General features: G+C 51.3%; 15 protein-coding genes. 8 read left to right on the top strand and 7 right to left on the bottom strand.

What is annotated here, in order from left to right:
• Positions 1-50 precede the first annotated feature (50 nt).
• Positions 51-1,409: an MATE family efflux transporter gene (locus tag NSB25_RS03875; RefSeq protein ID WP_103238130.1), complete on the bottom strand. Its 1,359-nt coding sequence runs from the start codon at positions 1,407-1,409 to the stop codon at positions 51-53.
• 209 nt (positions 1,410-1,618) lie between these two features.
• Between NSB25_RS03875 and NSB25_RS03870 the strand changes: the two genes are divergently transcribed.
• The gene (locus NSB25_RS03870; RefSeq protein WP_103238131.1) at positions 1,619-2,506 is read left to right on the top strand and encodes a LysR family transcriptional regulator; all 888 of its coding nucleotides are present in this window, start codon (positions 1,619-1,621) and stop codon (positions 2,504-2,506) included.
• Between the two features lie 260 nt (positions 2,507-2,766).
• Here NSB25_RS03870 and NSB25_RS03865 read toward each other — a convergent pair whose 3' ends face one another.
• The 5 genes from NSB25_RS03865 to NSB25_RS03845 form a co-directional block, all read right to left on the bottom strand.
• Positions 2,767-3,786, bottom strand: coding sequence for an ABC transporter ATP-binding protein (locus NSB25_RS03865; RefSeq protein WP_103238132.1), 1,020 nt, complete (start codon positions 3,784-3,786; stop codon positions 2,767-2,769).
• Entirely contained in the window at positions 3,783-4,952 is a 1,170-nt protein-coding gene (locus tag NSB25_RS03860) for an ABC transporter ATP-binding protein (RefSeq protein ID WP_103238133.1), read from the bottom strand. Before NSB25_RS03860 ends, NSB25_RS03865 begins: the two co-directional genes overlap by 4 nt.
• Before the next feature lie 57 nt (positions 4,953-5,009).
• On the bottom strand, positions 5,010-6,134 hold the full coding sequence (locus NSB25_RS03855) for an ABC transporter permease (protein ID WP_207656130.1): 1,125 nt from the start codon (positions 6,132-6,134) through the stop codon (positions 5,010-5,012).
• The gene (locus NSB25_RS03850) at positions 6,131-7,261 is read right to left on the bottom strand and encodes an ABC transporter permease (RefSeq protein ID WP_242982286.1); all 1,131 of its coding nucleotides are present in this window, start codon (positions 7,259-7,261) and stop codon (positions 6,131-6,133) included. Before NSB25_RS03850 ends, NSB25_RS03855 begins: the two co-directional genes overlap by 4 nt.
• Before the next feature lie 157 nt (positions 7,262-7,418).
• Positions 7,419-9,506, bottom strand: a complete 2,088-nt coding sequence (locus NSB25_RS03845) for an ABC transporter substrate-binding protein (protein ID WP_103238135.1) — start codon at positions 9,504-9,506, stop codon at positions 7,419-7,421.
• Between the two features lie 391 nt (positions 9,507-9,897).
• Here NSB25_RS03845 and NSB25_RS03840 point away from each other — a divergent pair, with 391 nt between their 5' ends.
• From NSB25_RS03840 to NSB25_RS03805, 7 genes are all read left to right on the top strand, one after another.
• On the top strand, positions 9,898-10,782 hold the full coding sequence (locus NSB25_RS03840; RefSeq protein WP_103238136.1) for an AraC family transcriptional regulator: 885 nt from the start codon (positions 9,898-9,900) through the stop codon (positions 10,780-10,782).
• Between the two features lie 221 nt (positions 10,783-11,003).
• Positions 11,004-12,626 (top strand): beta-galactosidase BglB, encoded by a 1,623-nt coding sequence (gene bglB, locus NSB25_RS29155; protein ID WP_306817548.1) that lies wholly within the window; start codon positions 11,004-11,006, stop codon positions 12,624-12,626.
• Positions 12,627-12,644: 18 nt separating this feature from the next.
• Complete coding sequence (locus NSB25_RS03825; RefSeq protein WP_103238138.1) at positions 12,645-15,698, top strand: alpha-mannosidase; 3,054 nt, start codon at positions 12,645-12,647, stop codon at positions 15,696-15,698.
• Between the two features lie 109 nt (positions 15,699-15,807).
• Positions 15,808-16,788, top strand: coding sequence for an ROK family protein (locus tag NSB25_RS03820; RefSeq protein ID WP_103238139.1), 981 nt, complete (start codon positions 15,808-15,810; stop codon positions 16,786-16,788).
• Between the two features lie 49 nt (positions 16,789-16,837).
• The gene (locus tag NSB25_RS03815) at positions 16,838-18,511 is read left to right on the top strand and encodes a hypothetical protein (protein WP_103238140.1); all 1,674 of its coding nucleotides are present in this window, start codon (positions 16,838-16,840) and stop codon (positions 18,509-18,511) included.
• Positions 18,512-18,704: 193 nt separating this feature from the next.
• Positions 18,705-19,409, top strand: a complete 705-nt coding sequence (locus NSB25_RS03810) for a polysaccharide deacetylase family protein (RefSeq protein ID WP_242982287.1) — start codon at positions 18,705-18,707, stop codon at positions 19,407-19,409.
• 318 nt (positions 19,410-19,727) lie between these two features.
• On the top strand, positions 19,728-20,630 hold the full coding sequence (locus NSB25_RS03805; protein WP_146039967.1) for an Rpn family recombination-promoting nuclease/putative transposase: 903 nt from the start codon (positions 19,728-19,730) through the stop codon (positions 20,628-20,630).
• Between the two features lie 193 nt (positions 20,631-20,823).
• Here the strand turns inward: NSB25_RS03805 and NSB25_RS03800 are convergent, their stop codons facing one another.
• On the bottom strand, positions 20,824-23,022 hold the full coding sequence (locus NSB25_RS03800; protein WP_172454940.1) for a PTS transporter subunit EIIC: 2,199 nt from the start codon (positions 23,020-23,022) through the stop codon (positions 20,824-20,826).
• Between the last annotated feature and the right edge of the window lie 32 nt (positions 23,023-23,054).

Raw genomic sequence — 23,054 nt, 5'->3', positions numbered from 1 at the left:
GCAGAGGGGTGCGACACTGATTACCGTTGGACAGAACGGAGCCATAGGCATTATTCCTTACAGGCTGGTGGATTTAGAGGGGTAGTGAGCCTTTTATACTGCTTTCCATAGAAGGAAAGAGAAAGGACCGTTGCCGCGGACCAGCCCACGGGCCATGCTGCCCAGATACCCAGAGGCGAAGCGGTGAGGCCGGACAGAAGGAAGGCCAGTACCACCCGGAGAATCAGATCTGTAAAAGTGGCAATCATAAACGGGCCCATTGCGCTGGTACCGCGCAGAACGCCGTCAGCTACCAGCTTGGCGGATACCACAAAATAAAACGGGGAGAGAATCCACAGAAACTGCTGTCCTGTGGCAAGCGCTTTAACAGAGGACTGATTCATAAATAAAAGCAGTACATATTTGCCGGCAGCCATATAAATCAGACAGAATGGGACGCACAGACACCAGACTAATTTCAGACCCGCCCGTGTGCCTTCCCGGATTCTCTCATATTTGCGGGCACCCAGGTTCTGGGCAGAGAAGCCGGAGATACCGTTCCCGATGGTGGTAAAGGAAGTGATGACCAGATTATTCAGCTTTACCGCGGCGGAATACCCTGCGGCAACACTGACGCCGAAACTGTTGATACGGCCCTGGATCATCATATTGCCCACAGAGATAAAGGACTGCTGGAGAATGCTGGGGATGGCCACAACTGAAATTTTCTTCAGTACAATCCATGAAAAAATAGGAATATGCCTGTCTGCGCTGATGCCGGACAGGCGTTTTAATACCAGAATCAGGGAGAGAACACAGCTGATTCCCTGACAGAGGAAGGTTGCCCAGGCCACACCTGCAATCCCCATGGCAAAAGATTTCACAAACAGGATATCCACCAGGATATTGGCGGTGGAAGATGCGGCCAGGAACAGGAAGGGAGTCCTGGAATCTCCCATGGCGGAAAAGATACCGGTGGCAATATTGTAAAAAAAGAGAAAGGGAAGTCCCCAGATATATATTTTCAGATACAGAGAGGAAGCCGCCATGATTTCCGGCTGGGTTTTAATCAGGCGCAGCAGGGTATCGCAGGACAGCAGTCCCGCCGCCATCAGAATGGCGCAAAGGACTGCGCTTGCGGTCAGGGCGGTATATACGGCCGTTTTCATGGCATTGTAATCCCTTGCGCCGAACAACTGAGACACGATGACGGAGCACCCGATATTGCAGCCGAAAGCAAAGGCAATGAAAATCAGAGTGATATTGTAGCTGTTGCCCACTGCGGCCAGAGCGTTTTCTCCGATACATTTACCGGCTACCAGAGAGTCGGCTATATTGTAGAGCTGTTGAAAAATAATGCTGCCAAACATGGGCAGGCAATATGCCCATAAAACTTTCTGAGGATTTCCGATGGTCAAATCTTTGTTCATAGATATTCAATCCTTTCCTTCATAACGATTTCCAGATCCTTCATTTACATTGTGCAACAGTTCAGACAGGTCATTGGATTGTTACTACATTGTAACAGTTCGGACAGGTCAACGTAACTGTTACTTTACACTTCATCACGGATATAGTATACTGTGGGGAGAAAGATATTTAAAATATATATATGACATAGAGGATATATAAAAAACATATGGATATCAGTTTTGAATACTATAAAGTATTCTATTATGTGGCAAAATATGGAAATCTTACCAGAGCGGCGGCAGCCCTTGGCAGCAACCAGCCCAATGTATCCCGGGTGATGAAACTGCTGGAGAAACAGTTAAATTGCAGGCTGTTTCTCAGGGAACCAAGAGGGGTCAGCCTTACGGAGGAGGGCAGAAAGTTGTATTCCCATGTGGAGGCAGCCTGTATGCATTTGTTGAGTGCCCAGGAGGAAATCGGCAGACAGGACTCGGGAGACACAGGGGCAGTCGAAATAGGAGCTACAGAATCGGCGCTGCATCTGTATCTGCTGGAGAAAATGCATGATTTTAAAATCCAGAAGCCCGGAATCCGGATCAAGGTACACAATCACAACACCCCGGAGATCTTAAAATATCTTGGAAGCGGTCGATTGGATTTTGCGGTGATTACCTCTCCCTGCAATCTGCCGGAAAACGCTCGCTATGAAAAACTGCTGTCCTTCCGGGAGGTACTTGTAGGCGGCAGGAAGTATGCGCATCTGGGAAAGAAAGCTGTATGTCTGGAGGAACTGCGGGAATATCCCTGGATTGGACTGGGCAGCGGAACCGCCACATACGAATTTTACCGTGACTTTTTTGAGGAGCACGGTACAGAACTGGAACTGGATATGGAGGTGGCCACTTCCGATTTGCTGCTGCCCTTGATTCAGAACAATCTGGGAATCGGATTTGTACCGGAAAGCCTGGCGCCGGCACTGCTTCAGGAAGGGAGGCTCGTGCAGATTCCGCTGGCCTGTGAGCTGCCGGACCGGTCGATTCAGCTGGTCTCGGAGAAAGGGAGAGCCGGAAGCAGGGCGGCGGACAGCTTTTACCGATATCTGAAGGGCAGGTGAAGGCGTTTTTACCATATGGCGGCCTGGAAAGGACTATTGTATGGAAAATAAGGATCGGAAAGTTGCTATTTTGGAATGGAGAGGAAGTGTGGTCTGGTGAAAACAGACAATAGGAGAACAGCAGGGGAAACCCATAGAAAATTCCCGCGGGAAAGCAGGATTTGGAATACATGATTCCCACGGGAAGCTTTTATGTTTTTTCAGGGACCAGATAGCGGAATCCCTTGTTCCTTTATGGTATAGAATTTCTACAAAGCCCGTCAGGTCTGGCTTTTTGCACCCTCATCGTAGGTAAAACCCCGCAGTGCCAGCTCCTTTGCCCTGTGGCAGGCGCAGAGCCTTCCGTCCGGCATCTCGGTCAGGGCAGGTGCATCTGTCGTACATTTGTCGATGCAGTAATGACATCTCTCGTGGAAGTAACAGCCGCTTGGCGGATTTGCAGGGTTGGGAATCTCTCCCTTCAGAGGGATGCGCTCCATCTGAATCGTGGGATCCGCCACAGGCACTGCGGAGAGCAGAGCTTCTGTATAAGGGTGCATGGGCTTTTCGAACAAATCCTCTGCCGGGGCGAATTCCACCATCCGGCCCAGGTACATGACGCCCACCTTGTCGGAAATATGTTCCACCACCGAAAGGTCATGGCTGATAAACAGATAGGTCAGATTCAGCTCCTTCTGCAGATCCCGCAGCAGATTGATGACCTGCGCCTGGATTGACACATCGAGAGCCGAAACAGCCTCGTCGCAGACGATAATCTGCGGCTCGATCACCAGTGCTCTTGCAATACCGATACGCTGACGCTGGCCGCCGGAGAAAGCATGGGGATACCTCATCAGGTACATGGGATTTAAGCCCACCTTCTCAGCCATGGCCTTTGCTTTCTGGTCCATCTCCGCTTTTGACATCTTCGGATAATTTGCCTTTAAGGGCTCCTTGATGATGTCGAGAACGGTCATCCTGGGGTCCAGAGAGGAGTAGGGATCCTGGAAGATCATCTGGATTTCCTTGCGGATTTCCTTCATTTTCTTTTTATCCACCTTCAGGAAGTCCAGCTCTTCGCCGGCTCTTGTGCGATAGAAGACTTCGCCCTCGGAAGCGTCATAGGCCCGGACAATACAGCGTCCCAGCGTGGTCTTGCCGCAGCCGGATTCTCCTACGATACCGATGGTTTCTCCAGGCTTTACATCGAAGCTCACATCGGTTACCGCCTTTACCGTAATTCCTTTGGAGGTAAAGCGTTTATGAAGTCCCTTGACCTCCATGATATTTTCTTTCTTCATTTCCTGCCGCCCTCCTTCTTTTTGAAGATAGACTTTGCCGGGGATTTTCCTGCGCCGGATGTCTCTGTCCGGGCTGACGGATTCTTATCCTTGCCATTCCCGGCTGACTCATCCGGAGACTTTCCGGCGGCCAGGGCCGCTTCCACCTTTGTCCTCTGGGCCTTACAGGCCTCGTGCGGGCAGTTAAAGCAGGCAATTTTATGTCCGGGGGCGATTTCCACCAGCTCAGGCTCAGCCCGGTTGCAAAGCCCCTCGATGCGGGCGTCACAGCGGTCATAGAAGCCGCAGGCCTTCGGCAGGTTCATGGCAAGCGGTACCGTTCCTTCGATGGAAAAGAGTCTTTCCTCTTTTGCAGAACCGATCTTGTGAACGGATCCGATGAGGCCTCTGGTGTAGGGATGCTGAGGATTTGCGTAAATTTCCGATGCATCCGCGCTTTCCACGATTTTCCCCAGATACATGACCGCCACCCGGTCGCACATTTTGGCCACCACACCCAGGTCATGGGTGATGAAGAGGATCGCCATGTTGAAATCCTTCTGCAATTCCTTCATCAGCTCCAGAATCTGGGCCTGAATGGTAACGTCAAGGGCAGTGGTGGGCTCGTCTGCGATGAGCATCTTGGGATTGCACACCAGAGCCATTGCGATGAGAGCCCGCTGGAGCATACCGCCGGAGAACTCATGGGGATACTGATTGTAGCGCTTTTCCACGTTGGCGATGCCCACCTTGCGCATCACTTCCATGGAGATTTCTTTGGACTTTTTCTTGTCCTTTGTGATATGAAGCCTTGTGGCTTCGTTGATCTGGTTGCCGATGGTATACATTGGGGAAAAGGCTACCATGGGCTCCTGGAAAATCATGGAAATTTCCTTGCCTCGGATAGAACGGATTTCCTGACCTTTCTGGTCCAGAGACAGGAGATCCACTTTGCCAAGACCTTCCGAGTCGAACAGAATCTGTCCGCCGGGCACGCATTTTTTATCATTGATACCCAGGATAGCCTTGCAGGTCAGCGACTTACCGCAGCCGGATTCACCTACCAGCCCCAGGGTTTCTCCTTTTTTCATCTCAAAGTTCACGCCCCGGACTGCCGTCAGAAGCCCCTCTGTCATATGAATGTCCACATGGAGGTCTTTGACTTCAAGAATATTTTCTTCGCTCATCGTTTTCTCCATTTCCGCGCTGTCTGCATACTCAAATGCAACAGAACAGACAGCGTCTTATTTATAAGGGTCTGCAGCGTCGCGGATTCCGTCACCCAGGAAATTAAAGGCGAGAACCGCAATGGTTACGAACAGAATGGGAATCAGCTTGTGGGGATTGCTTGCCACGTCGGTGACGGAGCTGGCCTCCTGAAGCAGTACACCCCAGCTGGTGGCGGGAGACTTGATACCCAGTCCCAGATAGGACATGGAGGTCTCACCAACGATGGAGCCCGGAATGCCCAGAGTAATCGAAACGATGAGATAACTCATGAAACCGGGAACCAGATGCTTCCAGATTATTTTCCATGTGGAAACGCCGGAAAGCCTTGCCGCCATTACATAATCCTCATTTTTCAGGGACAGGAATTTGCCGCGCACCACACGGGCCATTCCGGTCCAGTTGATAAAGGAAAGAATGATAGTGATGTAAAAATACATCTTCACAGTTGATATTCCCGGAGGAATGGCAGCAGAGAGCGCCATCCAGAGAGGAATCTGAGGAACGGCACCGATTACTTCGATGACTCTCTGAATCGCAATGTCTACGGCTCCGCCGAAGTAACCTGAGATGGAACCGATGGTAACGCCCAGGAAAAAGCTGATAATAGCACTGGCAAAGGGGATGGTCAGAGAGATTCTGCTTCCCAGAAGGACTCTGGAGAAGATATCCCGCCCCAGAGTATCCGTGCCGAAGAGCATGATCTTTGCCCCGGTGCCGCCGTTGCTGCCTTCGTCTACGCCGAAGAGATGAATGTCGCAGGGAATCAGCCCCAGGATCTTATATTCTGTGCCGTGTACGAAAAATTTCAGCTTGTAATATTCGGAGGTATCCTCCGTGATGGTAACGGAGAAATCCGTCTTGTCGATGGTCTTTTGCTGCTTGTAGACAAAAGGACCTACAAATTCTCCCTCGTGTATAAAGTGGATACTGGTGGGAGAGCTGTTCTTATACAGGGCGTCAAATTCCTCCAGAGAATAGGGTGCAAGGAAATCCGCGAACAACGCGCCCAGATACAGGATCAGCAGGATCAGCATGGAAAGCCTTGCAAGCTTATGCTTCTTTAACTTCCTTCCCATCAGAGTCCACTGAGAGGCAAGATAATAATCGTCGTTTGTCTTCTGTTTCTTTTTCCACATCATCTGCCACCTCCCGAATAACGAATTCTGGGATCCAGGAACGCCAGCGCGATATCGGACAAGAGGATACCGACCACAACCAGAACGGCCTGAACCATAACGATTGCCCCGGCAAGGTACATATCCTGCGCCTGGAGTGCCTTCAAAAGCACAGGGCCCTGAATCTGCATGTTCAACACCATCGCAGTCACCGTGGAACCGGAGAACAGGCTGGAGAGAACACCGCCCAGACCGGAAACGGTAGGATTGATGGCTGCGCGGAAGCAATATTTCATGATGATGGTGCGCTCCGGAACACCCTTTGCCCTTGCGGTCAGAGTGTACTGTCTGCCCACCTCATCCAGCATCTGGGCCCGCACGGAACGGATAATGCCGCAGGTGCCGCTGGTACCGATGACCAGGATGGGAATGATCATTCTCTTTAAGAATTCGCCGAAATTATACAGGTGGACGCCGTTCTGCAGCATTTCCTGGGAAAACAGGCCCACATTGGCATTCCCCGTCCACTTATAGGACAGGTACATCAGCACAATCGCCAGGATGAAATTGGGTATGGCCGCCCCCAGAAAACCAATGATGGAGGAAATATAATCCCCCACGGAATACTGATGGGTAGATGCATAGACTGCGATGGGGAGGGATACCGCATACTGGAAGATCATGATGATGGCTGTGACCAGGATTGTCAGTCCCAAACGGTCATCCACCACGTCCCAGACATCTTTGCCATAGGCAAAGGAATATTTCCAGTTATGATGAGAGCCGTATAAACGGTAGTAGGTAGAGTCTGTAGGAGTCCAGATAATATCCTTGATCCATTTGATATACTGCTCATGAATGGGCAGATCCAACCCGTAATCCGCGCGGAGCTGCGCTGCATAGTCCGCATCCACAATTTCGCCTTCTGTGGCCAGAGCGGCAATATGAGCGGAAACATAGTCTCCGGGAGGAAGCTGAATAACGAAGAAAACCAGGATGGAAATTAAAAGCAGCGTGGGAATAAACATCAGAATACGTTTTACAATGTATTGAACGAGATCTTTTTTGAAGAAATCGATTATGGATTCCCGCAGGGTCTTCTTCGGGAGGTCTTCATGCATGCTTTTTGATTTGTACGCATTTTCTTCCATGAGAAATTCCCTTTCTGAAATGTGATTATGGGTACAGGATTCGCAAAGCGGTTCCTGTGCTGTGTTAAAAACGGAGGCGGGGAACCGGGTTCCCCGCCTCCGGAAGTCAGTTCTGACTTTCGCAAAGCGCTGCGAAGAGTCGCTTTTTTAATAAATTTTATTCGCTCTTGAACAGCGTCCAGTAGTGAACGATGTTCTGATACTGATACAGGTCGTCAGATACCAGAAGATCCGGGAAGTTATGAATCTTGGAACTTACAATATTGTAGTCGCCGCCTGCTTTCAGATAGGCGATGGTCCACAGATTTTCCTTGTGGAGGTCATAGATCTCCAGGGTGTATTTGTCTCTCTCTGCAGAATCAGGAGTAGCCTTCCATTTCTCATAGATCTCCACCAGCTTGGCCATATCGCCTTCCGGCTTCACGCCCTGGGCGCCGTTTGTGTCATAGTAGGTACCATATTCGCCGTACCACTCGGCAGACTGAGCGATGGGAACGAAGGGCTGTACTCTGGACTTCAGGGAAACGCCGCCGATAGCGGTGTGAGGTCCGAGAACCGCATACCAGTCATTGTTGTCGATCTCCTGATCGAAAGCAGATACATCGTAATCCTTTGTGGCACACTTAATTCCAGCCGCTTTGAAATACTGCTCCAGAACCGGATATACAGTGTCGCCCATACCCAGATCCGTATAGGTGTAAATGGTCAGTACAAAATCGGTACCGTCAGCGAAATCATAGCAGCCGTCGCTGCCCATTACAAGGCCGCACTCCTCCAGGAGCTTCTTTGCATTGTCCACATCGTATTCTGTCCATTTGTTGATCCATTCCTCGTCATAACCGAAGTTACCTTCCTGAGGAGCGCACTGTCCGGGCTCCAGGAAACCTTCTGTGAGAAGGCCGGAAACCTGTTCGCGGTCCACGCAGATGGACATGGCCTGGCGGAATCTGGAATCAGCGAACAGTTTTGCATAGTTCTCATCCTTGCAGGTATAGTTGAAGGTCAGCAGATAGGAACCCCAGTTGGTGCTGGCGAGAGTGCGCAGGTACGCTTTGTCGCCCAGGTCTGCCAACAAAGAAGCGATATCCTCCATGGGTACCGAACCCAGGATATCAAGCTCGCCGGAACGGAACATCAGCTGATCCTGGCCATCCTCGGAGGTGGTATTGAAATGAATCTCCTCGCAGTAAGGAAGCTGCTGGCCCTGGGCATCCACCTTCCAGAAGTAAGGGTTGCGTTCCATGATACACAGTTGTGCGTCCTTGGAGTTGTTGCCTTCTTTTGTGGACAGCACATAGGAGTTCAAAGTGGGGAGACCATCCTCGTTCCAGAAGTAGTAGGCTACCTGCTTGCCCAGATCCTTGACCGTGGCCGCATCAATTCCCTTTGCCTGTGCATTCTTGAGGACTGTCTCGTCGTCAAGACCTGTCTTCGCATAGTAAGGATTTTCCACATAGGGGAATTCCTCGGTATCCGGAATCAAATCGTTCAGATAATGCTCGGGAGCCCAGCACCACTTGAAGTCGCCGTTCTCAATAAAGTCCGCCGGGAACTTGGGATTTACAAAGGTCCAGGTCACAGTATAATCGTTGACCTTCTCCAGCTTTGCCCATGCGTCTTCGCCGTCAACGGTCTCTTTCAGAGCAGCCCAGCTTTTCTTGGTATCATAGTTATTCAGATGGCACATGTAATACCAGAAGGTGATATCGTCGGCGTTGAAATCCTCGCCGTCGGACCACTTCATGCCCTCTCTGAGGTTGAAAGTCCATACGGTGTAGTCTTCATTGTGCTCGTAGCTCTTGATGACGTTGGGATAATAGGTGCCGTCCGAATTGAAACGAATGATACCTTCCAGCACAGGTCTGGACAGGCCCCAGCCGCCGCCTGCGCCGCCGAGATTGATCACGCCGCCGTATGTACCGATTTCCAGGGTGTTGCCGATTGCGTCAGTGGTATCCACAAACACGTCGCTCTCCACAGGAATACGTTCCTCCAGAGCGGGCAGAGTTCCTGCGCTTACCAGATCGGTAAGAGCGGGGGACTCGCTGAAAGCAGATACATCAGCAGGGGGGGCAGTTTCTTCGGGAGCGGAAGATTCCTGAGTGGATTCTTCCGTCGATGACTGCTGGGTACTTTCCGACGAATCACTGGGCGTACTGCCCGGATCTTCGCTTGGACCACCGCATGCAGCCAGAGACAGGGTCATTGTGCCTGCTAAAAGCAGAGCAATGAGTCTTTTTTTCATAAAACATCCTCCTTCATGATTTTGAACGCCAATTAAGTCAGCGCTTTCTATCACTCAGTATAACAATAGTACGCAAAATCCTGCCACGCATCTGTTGCTTTTTTTATATACATATTGCAAATATTGCTTTTTTATTATATAATTTATTTGTGATTTGCACAATATACACAAAAATAGCAGATTCAAATTAGCCATTTTTACTAATTTTTGGCTTATTTGATGTGATAAAAGCTTTTAGAAGGCTCCGTAGAAAGCAAGACAGGCAAGATATATTCCTGACTGTCAGGAATATCGTTGCAGCAGATGTTCTGTCCGTGTGACTGCAAAATGCGGATTTGGCCGCCTGTGGAGGCAGATGATGCGGAGAGAAAGGAACGCAGGAGGTATAGACATGCTGATTGACAATACCGTAATTTATGAAGAAAAATATATGATTGAAATCAACAGGCAGGGAGCTCCTTTTTTCTATTTCTTTGACTGGGACGAGCGTTCCTATACGATTAATATGGAATTTCAGCATTTCCATCAATTCTATGAGCTGTGCATTTTTCTGGATGAGCACGCGGGCCATCTGATCAACGGGGCGTGGCACGACCTGCGATGCTGTGACATTGTGGCAATCCGTCCCTCTCTGCTGCACAAGACGGCCTATCCGGAGGGTGCGCCAAATAAGCGCCTCATCATCAATTTTGCCATACCGTCTCTGCCGGCCGGTCTGGAATCCTACATGAAGAGTATCTACAGTATCTTCGACGGAGAAATTCCCATCTACCGCTTTGAGGGACGTTATAAAAAGGCGATTTTCGAGAAGCTGAACGATATTTACTATCTTTCTCAGGCGCCTAACGAACTGTCCAATCTGGCTATTCATCATAAATTTGTGGAATTCCTAAGTCTGATTTATCTGTACCGGGATAAAAATGCGTACAAGGATCAGGTGGATTTCGACAATATCACCAATAAAATTTACAGCATAACTGCCTGTATACATAATCGCTATACGGAGGATCTGTCTCTGGCTTCTCTGTCAAAGGAATTCTATGTCAGCAGCTATTATCTGTCCCATCAGTTCAAACGGATTACCGGGTTCACACTGACGGATTACATTTCCCTGACCCGGGTGCGCAATGCCCAGACGCTTCTGCTCTCTACGGATGAACCGATCACGGACATAGCACTTCAGAGCGGATTTAAAAGCTTTTCTCAGTTTAACAGGGCGTTCAATAAATTCCTGCAGACATCACCCTCAAGATTCAGGCGGGAGGGCGGGAAATAGCAGGATTGTGCGGAAAATGCGCGGGGACATGGAATGCTTCATACAAAATGGACAAATGCGACAGGATGATTTCGCAAATCTTGTACAATGGAGAAAGGATTTCCATGAAATAATAGCAAAAAATGCAATATAATTCGTCCAAAAAACAACAGACGCGTGGAAATGGAAGCCGGCCTCTGGTAATATGGAGGCAGTGGCAGCATAATGGAGGGCAGGAGACTATGAATAAAAATCTGATCATATTTACAGACAGCGGAGACACCATTATTGACGAGAGCACGCAGATTTACGACGACAGAGGGATTGTCACGGAAGCGGCGTTTATCCCGGGGGCGGGGGAAGTACTTCGGCAGCTGAAGGAGGAGGGCTACCGTATCGCCCTTGTGGCGGACGGCGAGTGGGAATCCTTCCGGAATGTGTACAGGAAAAACGGGCTGGGATACTGCTTCGAGGAGTGGATTGTCTCCGAGGTGGTGGGAGAGCAGAAGCCGGCCAGGGTCATGTTTGACACCGCCATGGAGAAGATGGGGCTGACGGAAGCTGATAAGCCATTCATTGTTATGATTGGAAACAACCTGAAGAAAGATGTGGCCGGAGCTAACCGTTATGGGATTACTTCCGTATGGCTGGACTGGTCCCCCAGATATTTTCATTCTGTGGAGGAGGCGGACTGGCAGCCGGACTATACGGTGAAGACGCCGGAAGCGCTGAAGGAACTTATCGGGGTGCTGGAGGGAAAATGCACGGAAAAAAAGGAATTGCTTCGGCGTGTGAATGACAAGATTGACAGAATGGTGGATGCCTTTACCCATATTCTGTATGAGACGGACGATACTTTCCTGAAGAACATGGAGAGTCACAATCTGGCGGGAGATGATATTGCCAGATACCGGTACTGGGAGTGGACCCAGGGAGTGGGACTGTTCGGCCTCTGGAAGCTTTTCTGCTATGAGAAAAAGGAAAAATATCTGGATACGCTGAAGAAATATTATGACAGGCAGATAGCCATCGGCTTTCCGGCGCTGAATGTGAACACGGCGGCGCCCTACCTGACCATGTCCTTCCTGGCGGAGTACACCGGGGAGGAGAAGTATCTGCAGCCCTGTATTCAGGCGGCGGAAGAGATTATGGAAAGCTTTCCGCGGACAAAGGAAGGCGGATTCCAGCATAAGACCTCGGACAGCGTCAATGAGCAGGAGCTGTGGGATGACACCCTTTATATGACGGTGCTTTTCCTGGCAAATATGGGGCGGATTCTGAATGATGAGAAAATGAAGGCGGAGGCGGAGTACCAGTTTCTGCTGCATGACAAATACCTCTGTGACAGAGTTACGGGGCTGTGGTATCACGGCTGGAGCTTCAGAGAGAAGAACAATTTTGCCGGTGCCTTCTGGGGCAGGGGAAATTGCTGGATCACCATGGCCATACCGGAATTCCTGGCCATTCAGGACTGCAGCGAGCCGGTGAGAAGAATGCTGACGAATACATTGAGAGCGCAGATTGAGAGCCTGAAAAAGTATCAGGCTTTGGACGGCATGTGGCATACCCTGGTGGACGATGAGGATTCTTACGTGGAGGCCAGCGCCACCTGCGGCTTTGCCTACGGCATTCTGAAGGCGGTGAAGGACGGCCTGGCGGACAGAAGCTGTCTGGAGACGGCGGCGAAAGCGGCGGCACCGATTCTGGACTACATATCGGAAGATGGCGTGGTGAATCAGGTTTCTTACGGAACACCTATGGGACGGATTTCCAGGGATTTCTACAAGGAAATTGAGCTGAAGCCCATGCCTTACGGACAGGCGCTGGCCATCCTGTTTTTGATGGAGTACAGGACGATACTGTAAGGTGCAGGGGGGATATGCATGAAACTCGGACGACAGTGGGATGAGAGATTGAAGATATGGGACGAAGCCTTTGGGCGGAATCTGTATACACAGCTGGGGGAGATAGCGCTTTCCGGATTTGTCACCATGGAGCAGCTGTCTCTGGAACAGGCAATGAGCCGGGAGTTCCGGCCTTTTCCCAGGGGAAGAGCGTGGGGAAGAAAATGGGAGTACGGATGGTTCCGGGCCTGTGTGACAATGCCGGAAGCAGCGGTGGGAGAGCGCATTCTGCTGCATCTGGGACCGGGACCGGAGATGCTGGTGTATGTAAACGGCAGAGAGGCAGGCTCTATTGACAGCAGACATTCCATGGTGGAGCTGACAGCCCGGGCCGTTCCCGGAGAGCATTTTGAGATTTATGCGGAGTGCTATGCGGGCCATGGGGTCAGACAGGAAGGCGCAGGGATCTGCAGGAGAGGAGATGAGCCGGTGCCGGAGCCGCCTGCATGTCAGTGCAAAGTGGAGAGCAGTCATTTTGGAATTCATAATGCAGAGATGTTCGCTGCTTACGCGGATTATCATACGTTGTATGAGCTGTGGAAGGTGCTGCCGGACAGTGAGCTGCGCACTGTGAAGATTGGAGAAGCGCTGCAGCGCTTTACCTGTATCGCCGACTTCGAAGCGGAGGAACCCGGGCGCAGCGAGAGTATCCGGGAGGGAAGGAAACTGCTTCGGCCCCTTCTGGAAAAGCGGAATGGGGATACCATGCCGGAATTTACGGTGTTCGGACAGTCGCATCTGGACCTGGCCTGGCTTTGGCCCCTGGAGGAGACAAAGCGGAAGGCGGCCAGGACCTACTCCAATCAGCTGGCGCTGATGGAACGATATCCCGACTATAAGTTTCTGTTATGCTGCCCCACGGTTCTGGAATATCTGAAAGCGTATTATCCGGGACTTTTCAGACGGGTGAAGGAAAAGGTCGAAGAGGGCCGGTTCCTGCCGGATGGGGCGGTGTATGTGGAGAGTGATACCAATCTGCCGGGGGGCGAGAGCCTGATTCGGCAGTTTGTTCTGGGCAAACGATGGTTCCTGGAGAACTTCGGCGTTGACAGCCGTGTGGCCTGGATGCCGGACACCTTCGGCTTTTCCGGTGCGCTGCCCCAGATTATGAAGGGGTGCAGAGTACCTTATTTTGCCACCCAGAAGCTGTTGCGCTGTGATCCTGAATGCCAGCAGTTTCCCTACAATGTGTTCTGGTGGGAGGGCATCGACGGAACCAGGATTCTGTCCCATATTTATAAGAAGAACAATGCGGTTTTCAGTTCCGGTGCGCTGCGGGAGCGCTGGGAGAAGGACAGGAATCAGAAGCAGGAGATAGATACCTTCCTGTTCCCCTTCGGCTATGGGGACGGAGGAGGCGGTCCAACGGAGATGATGGTGGAGACGGCGGCGCGCTGTCTGGACCTGGAAGGTGTCCCCAGGTGTACCATGGAGAGCCCGGCAGCCTTTTTTGACAGACTGGATGGGGCTTGTGTGAGAAATGTTTATTACGGAGAGCTGTATCTGGCATGGCACAGAGGAACCTACACCGCGCAGGCGGGAATTAAGAGAGGTGTCCGCAGGGCGGAGTACGCGCTGCGGGAGGCGGAGTATCTGGCGGGACTGCTGCGGCTGGCGGGGGGATGGGACCAGGAGGAAACATCCCTCCAAAAGCTGGAATCGCTGTGGAATCTGCTGCTGGTACAGGAGTTCCATGATGTTCTGCCGGGAACCTCCATAGAGCGGGTGAACCGGGAGGCGACAGAAGCTCTGGAGCAGGTGGAGCGGGAGAGCCGGGAACTTGCGGAAGCGCTGCTTGGCAGGCTGGCAGGAGGAAGAGCGCTGTTCAATTCTCTGAGCTGGGAGAGACGTTTCGGGGGCTTAAGGCTTCCGGCCTGCGGATATGTGAGGCTGCGGGAGGACAGCTTGCAGGGAGGACCCGGCGGCTGTGTGAAAGCAGCAGAGCATTGGATGTCGGAAGAGGTCGTCTTCGAAAACGATTTTTATCGTGCCCGGCTGGACAGACAGGGGCGGATTACCAGCCTGATATCCCGGGCGGGGGGATATGAATATGCGCAGGAACCCCTGAACCAGTGGAAGCTGTACCGTGACGTGAATGTGGACTATGATGCCTGGGAGCTGGGACAGATGTACGAACAGGCACCGGAGGCGCTTTCGGACAGCTGCACCGTGCGGATAGAAGCGTATCCGGACGGCAGTGTGACGGCGGTGGTAAAGCGGCAGGAGAGATACTTCACCGCAGAGCAGAGAATCCGGTTTCGGAAGGATTCTGCCCGGATTGATTTTGAGACGGAGATCGACTGGCAGGAGCGGCACAGGATCCTGAAGGCAGATTTTCCCACCACGGTCTACACAAAGGAGGTGCTTCAGGAGATCCAGTTTGGCTATATCCGGCGGCCCACCCATAAGTCCAGGCAGTACGAGCGGGATCTGTACGAGACCTGCCAGCACAAATATGCGGTGCTGACGGATGGGGAGAATGGATTTGCCCTGTTAAACGACTGCAAATACGGTTTGTCGGCCCGGGACAGCAGGCTTTCCCTGACATTGCTTCGGGCCCCTGTGATGCCCGATATGACAGCGGACAGAGGAGTACAGCGTTTTACGTATTCTATCCTGCCCTTTTACGGTCCTTTCGTATCCGGCAGGGTGACGGAGGAAGCCTATGAGTGCAATGTGGAGGTCACAGCCTCGGAATTCGGCGGGACAGTGAGGCCGGGAGATATTGGAGATATTGTCGGTATGGCTTCCGTGGAAGAAGAGACCTCTTTCTTCCGGCTGGAGGGCGGCCATGTGATTCTGGAGACCTGTAAGCCGGCCTTTGACCGGAAGAACGGCGTGGTGCTCCGACTCTATGAGGCAAAGGGCTGTGCCGGGGAGACCATGCTCACTGTTCCGGACCAGGTGAAGCGGGTCTTTGCCTGCAACATGCTGGAGGAGGCAGGGGAGGAACTGACACCTGAGGATGGCAGACTGCGGCTGCGGTTCCGATCCTTTGAAATCAGGACACTGCTGCTTGAAGTATCAGATTGAGTCAAAGGTCCGACCGGAGACGGGGGATTCCGCTCACAGATTTATATGTCGACAGCATTGAAATGACTGAAAATGTGAATACCCGGGCGGGCACAGGGGGTGGAAATTTATGTATGATATCGGAATTGATGTGGGAGGTACCGGCATTACCGCCGGACTGGTGGATGACCAATGCAGGCTTATGGCGGGAAAAAGTATTGTCACGGACAGAAACTGGACGGCTGTGGCCCTGGCGGAGGTTTTGCTGAGGCTGGTGAGAGAGCTTATGGCCGAGAACAATGTGAATTCCTCCGGAATTCACACCATCGGTGTAGGAGTGCCGGGAACGGCAAACGGCAGGACAGGAAGGATAGAGTATGCCAATAACCTGCCCTTCTGCCAGGGAAATCTCAGGGAGCTTTTGCAGAGGCAGACATCCAAAAAAATATATTTCGAGAATGACGCCAACGCGGCGGCCTGGGGGGAATATCTTGTACTTGACAAAAAGCCGGAGTCCTTTCTCATGGTGACACTGGGGACAGGTGTGGGCGGAGGCATCATTCAGGATGGAAAGATTCTGCGGGGTGTCAATTACGCCGCCGGAGAACTGGGCCATATGACGATCCGCTATAATGGGATTCCCTGTAACTGCGGCAGGAGGGGATGTCTGGAGGCCTATGCTTCCGCCGAGGCGCTGATTGCCCGGGCCCGGAAAGCCATGGACAAAAAGCGGAAGAGCCTTCTCTGGGAGCTGTGTCGTCAGAACCAGGGAGATATGAATGCCAGGCTTGTATTTGACGCATACAGACAGGGGGATAAAACGGCGATAAAAGTAGTAAGGAAATATGCGGAATACCTGAGTGAAGGCCTGGCCAATCTCATCAATATATTACAGCCGGAAGTGCTGTGTATCGGAGGCGGTGTCAGCAGGTCGGGAGATATCCTGATACCGCTGCTGCAGGAGCGGGTCAGCGGGAAGATTTATTCCAGGGATTCCGCGGAGAATACGGTTCTGACCGCGGCGAGACTGGATAACGACGCGGGGATTATCGGGGCTGCAAAGCTGAGGCTCTGCGAAAACGGATCTGTACAGCTGGAAACTGTACCCTGACAGTACGGCTGGACGATATGTGACGGAATGAAAACGGCAGGAGGAATATATGGAGAAGCATTATCAGAAAATGGTTGCGGATACCCAGGACAGGGTGGTGAAATCTCTGCAGATGCAGATTTCGGACAGAGAGAGTCCAAGGTATGGAGGCTTTGCAGATCCCACGGGAATTGTCCAGGCGAAATTTGCCATTTACCGGATTGCCAGTATGGTGGCGGTTTACTGTAATGAAGATACTCGTTTTTATCGGAACGGGAGAGTGTTTGAGAGCATTATGACAGGGCTGGACTATGTGTCCGGGGTACAGCATGAGAACGGCCTGTTTGACTATATTACCTGTAATTTCTTTTCTGCTCCCGACACAGCTTTCTGCATCAAGAAGCTGCTGCCCGTGTACCAGTATCTGAAGGGCAGACAGGAGAGAACTGTGGGAGCGGAACTGACTGTGGAGGAGAGCGGGATTCTGGAGAAGGTGGAATCCATTGTGCGCCGGGGGGCATACGGCCTTTTACAGGGGGGCTTCCATACGCCGAACCATCGCTGGGCCATTGCGTCCATTCTGATGAGCTGCAGCAGGCTGTTTGACTGTGAGGAGATGGAAGAAGCAGCCTTCGCTTATCTGAATGAGGGCATTGATTGCAATGAGGATGGGGAATTTGCGGAGAAGTCTGCGGGAAATTATAATCGGATCAACAATGATGCCATGATTCTGCTGTCGGAGGCAACGGGGGATTCTTCCTATGAGCGCAACGCCGTCCGTAATCTGCGGATGATGCTGACTTACTGGGAACCGGACGACAGTATTTTTACCGCCAATTCCACCCGTTTTGACAGGGACAGACTCGTTTACCCCGGAGATTATTACATAGAATATCTGAAAATGGGAATGAAGTATGACATCCCGGAATTCCTGCAGATGTGCAATACCATTTTTGAGATTGTGAACAGGCAACATATCAATTCTCCCGATTTTCTGATCTGGTTCATGCTGCATCCGGAATATCGCAGCTTTGAGTTCACGGGCAGCTATCACCGTCCTGACTTTGAGACATTTTATCAGGAGTCCGGCATTGCCAGAGGGCAGCAGGGCCGGTTCACCTACACAGTGATGAACGGAAAATCAAACTTTCTTTATCTCCACAACGGCAGCATGAAGCTGGAGATGAAGGTGGCCGGAAGCTTTTGTGAACATCGGGCTTTTCAGGGGCAGCAGATGGAGCGGGTTTCCAGGGGGGAGTACCACCTGAGCCAGACCATGCGGGGCTGGTATTACCTGCCGTTCGCCGAAAAGCCTCTCACCAGCGACTGGTGGAAAATGGACAATGCTTCCAGGGAGAAGAAGCTGGGGCCTGACATGCAGATTGATGTGTGGGTGAAAGAGGTGAAAAACGGGCTGGATGTGCGGGTGAAAACCTCCGGTGTGGAGGGAGCACCCTGGAGAATAGAGCTTGCTTTCTCCGGTGTGGATTTTCTGACCAATGAGTATGTGGACCTGCCGCTGACCGGCAGTGAGGTGATCGTGGTAAAACAGGGTTACACAGAGGTGGGAAACGGCAGAGATGCCCTGGTGGCAGGCCCCTGCTTTGGGGAGCACCATTTTACCGAGGGCAAGGAGGACAGCGAGGCGAAGACGGCCGGCGCCGCCACGCTGTATCTGACCGCATACACCCCCTTTGACAGGGAGATACAGATTCGGGACAGGATGAGCCAGTATCAACATTGAGAGGCTGATGTGACTTTTCGGCTCTGCAAAGGTCAGTTACAGGTTTCTGTTCCTGACACTGATTATAACACGAAAAGTCGGTGACAAAGTATGAGATAGAAGCTGCAATTTTGTCCCTGATCATGAATGATGAATGGCAGCGTCTTTGGGCGCATATACTGCATTGAGAGAATGACAGGGGCAGAAGTCCGATATGAAGAAAACGACCATGGCAATTCTGCTGTTTGATGTGATGGCGGGGCTGCTTTTTTTAGGGTTATATGGACTGCAGAGTGCGGCGGTGGCAACGGACAGCGGGATGGTACATATTGTGGAGGAGGGTGAGAACCTGGAGCCGGAGGACGTGAAGAAGATTGCGATTACCTTTGATGACGGTCCCCATCCCAGCTATACAGAGCAACTGCTGGACGGACTGAAGGAAAGAGGTGTTCACGCCACCTTTTTTGTCACGGGGGAACATGCGGAATTACATCCTGATATTATTGAAAGAATGGCTGATGAAGGCCATTTAATCGGCAATCATACATACAGTCATATCCAGCTGACGAAGAATAACCGGGAAAAATTCAGGGATGAGCTGATTAAGACAAATGAGATTCTGAAAGAGATTATCGGGGAGGAAGTGCAGTATGTGCGTCCTCCCTATGGTTCCTGGGACAAGAGCTTCGAGAAGGAGCTGAACATGTTTCCGGTGCTCTGGACGGTGGACCCGTTAGACTGGAGCTCCCGAAATGTGGGGAGGATCACGGAGAAAATTGTCAGCAAGACCAGAGAAAACGACATTATTCTGATGCATGATTACTATGACACGTCAGTGACGGCGGCGCTGAAAGCCATAGACGAGCTGATGGAGGAGGGGTATACCTTTGTGACGGTGGAGGAGATTCTGTTTGACTGATCGACGGGGCAAAACGGTTTTAGTTTGATCCTGTATAAATTCGTTAGTCTGTCACAGCGGGCACACATGTTCCGGGCGGAAGGATCAGTCCGGATAAGTTGGACTTGCCAGTATTTATTTTTGAAGTACCCCTTGACAAGGGCGGAGATTCTGATATGCTATATGTGAAAGCATATAAATTTCTTGAACACAGTTATATCAAATTCAGTTTGTCTAAATCTCATTCAGAAACTCTATGCTTTGACACCCTGATTATATTGCAAGGCAGGAGTTTGCGGCGCAGCCAGACAGCATCTTTCTGCCGGAAGAGGAGGAACTATGAAGCCTTTGGCAGAAATGAACCTGGTGGACGATTTCCTGGCGCACAGCCTGGCATCCCACAAAACCTATGGGGAGGAAGCGTCCCGTTTTATCCTGGAGTGTATCCTGCAGCGCAGGGTCCGGCATCTCACGGTGGTGTCCCAGAAGACTTGGTACGGAGAGGATCCGCAGGGCCATGGAGTGCGGCTGGACTTGTACCTGGACGAGGAGGACGGGGAGATTTTTGATATGGAGCCGGACAGCAACGGCGGAGCCGGAGATGTGGCGGCGCTGCCCCGCAGGGTAAGGTTTTATCATTCGAAGATAGATGCAGGGAACCTGGCGGCAGGGGAAGACTACAAGGCGCTGCGGAATGTGGTGGTGATCTTTATCACCACATATGATCCTTTTGGACTAAAGAGAATGGTCTATACTATAAAGAACGGCTGTATGGAGGAACCGGCCCTGTCCTATGAGGATGGAGCCAGGACGATTTTTTTGTATACCGGGGGAACGGAAGGGAAGCCGCCGGAGAGGCTGCGGCAGCTGGCTCGGTATATGGAGCATTCCACGGGAGAGAACGCACAGACCGCAGGGCTGGCAAGGCTGCATGAGATAGTGACGGAAGTAAAAGCAGACAGGGAAGTGGGGCTGGCATATATGAAAGCATTTGAAGTGGAAAAACGTATTCGGGATGAGGGAAGGGCAGAAGGAAAAGAAGAAGGAAAAGCAGAAGGAAAAGCGGAAGCTGTCATGGCTCTCCTGGAGGAGATTGGATTGGTCTCAGAGGATCTGGAGAAGCGGCTTCGGGAACAGAAGGATCAGGATATTCTGCGGAAGTGGCTTAAATTGGCGGCCCGCGTGAACAGTGTGGAGGAATTTGAAAGACAGGCCGGGCTGATCCGGGCTGCCGGGGAGTGAATGCGTCGGCATCAGAAAGAAAAGATCTGAACCCGTATCCACACCAACAATGTCATTGAACGGCTCAATCGGGAGAGCCGCCGTCACACACGGGTAGTGACGGCGGCGCCGACCTTATGCTGATCTGCGCCAGGCTTCGCCATGTGGACGGCAGCCAGTGGGGCAATAAGAAGCTGTCAGCACATGCAATTACCTAACTTTCAAGGTTCTCAAGCGCATTCACTGTCATAAGGCTTGTTTCCACATTCAGCTTCCGCAGCTTATGCGCCATTTCTTTGGACTCATCCGACCTATTGCGAACCTGTGCAGCTACCTTAGACGTATGGGATGCCGTTTCTTCAAAGAAATGGCTGGTCGTCTGGATTTGTTCATTGATTTGCTGCAATTCATCGATCACCTCGCCGTTGTATTTAAGAACCGTATGACACTGTACTTGAATATTGTGAATATTCTGTACAATTTCACCGAACAGCCGGTTGGCGTCAATCACCTGCTGCAGTCCGGTTTCTACCCGCTTGAAACTGACTTCAGATCGCTCAATCATATCAGATGTATCCGCTTTCATCCCCTGTAACAAACCCTCAATATCGGAAACGGCCTTCGCTGTTGCTTCTGACAAATCTTTTATATTGGCGGCTGCCACGGAAAACTCTTTGCCATGAACATCGGCGTGCGTCGCTTCAATGGAGGCACTGCGTGAAAGAGTAGTCGTCTGCACGGATATGTCCTCAATGCTTTTCAACATTCCCTCAATCTGCTCACAGCGCAGATTAAGCTGGCTGGCCAGTTCATTTGTTTTTTGTGTGGAGAAGAAAGCTTCCTCCATCTCCTGCATCGTTTGCTGCAGGTTCTGTGCGCCTGTCGTGGATAGCGTGTTTGTTTTTTCCATATTCTGCAGGACGGCTTTTATACTGGTATCTGTGTTGCCCACCGAGGTATCAATGGTCCGCATATATTCGTCACAGGTATGCATCACTTGCATCTGTTGTTGCATCTGAGCAGAGAGCACATTCAAATCTCTGACGACGCTTTCCAGGACGATTGAAAAATCCGTGATCTCCCCATTGATTTCACCCGTGGAGCTATGGACTTTCTCAACCACCGTATTCAGTGTATTTTTTAACAGAGCCGTATTGTTGTCCTTCAGGGATTCCTTTTGCACTGCCCGTCTGTCCATCAGACGAATAAATGGCAGATAAATCAGGATGCCTGCAATAATATTGATCATCTGGAGGATGCTGCCCGACAGGTGCCCGCCGGTTGCCAGATATCCGCTGATCAAAGGCGGCATTGCCCAATGCACTTCCGTTACAACCCGGGCAGCCAGACCCAGAGACATTGCACTCCACGAAATGAGCGTTATCGTGAGCGGCGTGAGCAGAAAAGGGATCAGCAGAATAGGGTTCAGGATTATGGGAAAGCCGAACAACACAATTTCATTCATGTTGAAGAGTGCGAATACACCGCCCATTTTGGCGATGCTGCGCATATACCGGCTTCTGGCAATAATGAACACCGCGATAATAATGCACAGCGATGTACCCGCTCCTCCCATAAATACAAAAGTATCCAGAAAGCCCTTGCTGATAATGGCAAGATGCTCGTCAAAGGCATTGTGATCCAGAGCATACAGGTCGGTATTACGAATGAGATTCTCGCCGAAAGCACTGACCATGATGCTATCCATCACATTTCCGCCATGAATACCGAAGAACCAGAAGATATGGATGCCAAATACCAGAAACAAGGTACCGGCAAGTCCGCCTCCATCGGCCGCTGAAAAAAGAAGGGACAGGGCAGTATAAATCCATTCGTCAACCCCTTTGCCGGAGGTCATCAACAGGATGCCGTTTGTGAGGGCAATGCAGAAAACGGACAGCATGACGGGGAGAAGCGCTGCAAACATTTGCCGCACCTCCTCCGCCGTATCCTCCGAAATATTGATTTTAAGATTGGAAAATGCATGGTACAGCTCGGTGGCCAGAATCGCGATTAAAATAGCTCCGAAAAGCCCACCGGATCCCAATTGGCCCAGCGAGATGCCGCCATCCGAGGTTGTGACGCAAATGGCCAGATAGGCGGATACACTTGTGAGGGCCGAGAGCGTACCGTTAAGTTTATAGGTATTACCGAGATAATAGCCCAAAGTCCATGCAATCAGAATCGCCATAACGGCTGTGCTGCCCAGCCAGATTGCGCTATTTACAGCCCGAATCACCTGTCCAACCGGGGTGGACAGACCCATCTGCACTATGTTAATGGGAATATTATTGATCAGCGATGCTATCGAGCCCAGGATGATTACTGGGAGCGTGATGGTAAAAGCCTTTTTAATAGAAATAATATAACGGTTTTGGAAGAGCCTGTCGGCCGTCTGCAAGATGTTTTCCATGATACTTCCCTCCTGACAGAATTTCATATGCA

Origin of the sequence: Acetatifactor muris (assembly GCF_024623325.1) — a bacterium.
Lineage (GTDB): Bacteria > Bacillota > Clostridia > Lachnospirales > Lachnospiraceae > Acetatifactor > Acetatifactor muris.
This window is presented reverse-complemented; position numbering and strand designations above follow the sequence as displayed.

Excerpts from the sequence above, each read along its gene's own strand:
- NSB25_RS03875 (WP_103238130.1), bottom strand. The coding sequence starts at position 1,409 with ATGAACAAAGATTTGACCATCGGAAATCCTCAGAAAGTTTTATGGGCA.
- NSB25_RS03870 (WP_103238131.1), top strand. The coding sequence starts at position 1,619 with ATGGATATCAGTTTTGAATACTATAAAGTATTCTATTATGTGGCAAAA.
- NSB25_RS03865 (WP_103238132.1), bottom strand. The coding sequence starts at position 3,786 with ATGAAGAAAGAAAATATCATGGAGGTCAAGGGACTTCATAAACGCTTT.
- NSB25_RS03860 (WP_103238133.1), bottom strand. The coding sequence starts at position 4,952 with ATGAGCGAAGAAAATATTCTTGAAGTCAAAGACCTCCATGTGGACATT.
- NSB25_RS03855 (WP_207656130.1), bottom strand. The coding sequence starts at position 6,134 with ATGATGTGGAAAAAGAAACAGAAGACAAACGACGATTATTATCTTGCC.
- NSB25_RS03850 (WP_242982286.1), bottom strand. The coding sequence starts at position 7,261 with ATGGAAGAAAATGCGTACAAATCAAAAAGCATGCATGAAGACCTCCCG.
- NSB25_RS03845 (WP_103238135.1), bottom strand. The coding sequence starts at position 9,506 with ATGAAAAAAAGACTCATTGCTCTGCTTTTAGCAGGCACAATGACCCTG.
- NSB25_RS03840 (WP_103238136.1), top strand. The coding sequence starts at position 9,898 with ATGCTGATTGACAATACCGTAATTTATGAAGAAAAATATATGATTGAA.
- bglB (WP_306817548.1), top strand. The coding sequence starts at position 11,004 with ATGAATAAAAATCTGATCATATTTACAGACAGCGGAGACACCATTATT.
- NSB25_RS03825 (WP_103238138.1), top strand. The coding sequence starts at position 12,645 with ATGAAACTCGGACGACAGTGGGATGAGAGATTGAAGATATGGGACGAA.
- NSB25_RS03820 (WP_103238139.1), top strand. The coding sequence starts at position 15,808 with ATGTATGATATCGGAATTGATGTGGGAGGTACCGGCATTACCGCCGGA.
- NSB25_RS03815 (WP_103238140.1), top strand. The coding sequence starts at position 16,838 with ATGGAGAAGCATTATCAGAAAATGGTTGCGGATACCCAGGACAGGGTG.
- NSB25_RS03810 (WP_242982287.1), top strand. The coding sequence starts at position 18,705 with ATGAAGAAAACGACCATGGCAATTCTGCTGTTTGATGTGATGGCGGGG.
- NSB25_RS03805 (WP_146039967.1), top strand. The coding sequence starts at position 19,728 with ATGAAGCCTTTGGCAGAAATGAACCTGGTGGACGATTTCCTGGCGCAC.
- NSB25_RS03800 (WP_172454940.1), bottom strand. The coding sequence starts at position 23,022 with ATGGAAAACATCTTGCAGACGGCCGACAGGCTCTTCCAAAACCGTTAT.